Annotated in this window: 1 pseudogene; it reads left to right on the top strand. The window is 59.7% G+C overall.

From position 1 onward, the window contains the following. A pseudogene (locus EN914_RS38115) lies at positions 1-362 on the top strand (strictosidine synthase family protein); the annotation flags it as partial.

Below are 362 nucleotides of genomic sequence, written 5' to 3'. Positions count from 1 at the left end.
CTTTCGACAAGGGCGGCAATCTGATCGTCTGCGTGGCGGGCATCGGGCTAATGTCCGTTGCGCCGGACGCATCGATGAAGCGCCTCGCCGACGAGACACCGAGAACGGTCGGTCGCGTCAAGGACGATTCCAGACTGCTCATGCTCGATGATCTGGATATCGCCGAGGACGGAATGATCTACTTTACCGAAGGGTCTACGCGCTACAACATGGACGAGTGGCTCCTTGACTCCATTGAAGCCCGGCCCAACGGCCGCATCCTCTCCTGCGACCCGAAGACTGGGAAGACGCGTACGACGCTCAATGGCATCGTACACCCCGGCGGAATATGCATCGAGCGCGGCGGACAGTCTTTCCTATAC

Source organism: Mesorhizobium sp. M7A.F.Ca.CA.001.08.2.1 (assembly GCF_003998455.1).
Classification (GTDB): Bacteria; Pseudomonadota; Alphaproteobacteria; order Rhizobiales; family Rhizobiaceae; genus Mesorhizobium; species Mesorhizobium ciceri.
This window is presented reverse-complemented; position numbering and strand designations above follow the sequence as displayed.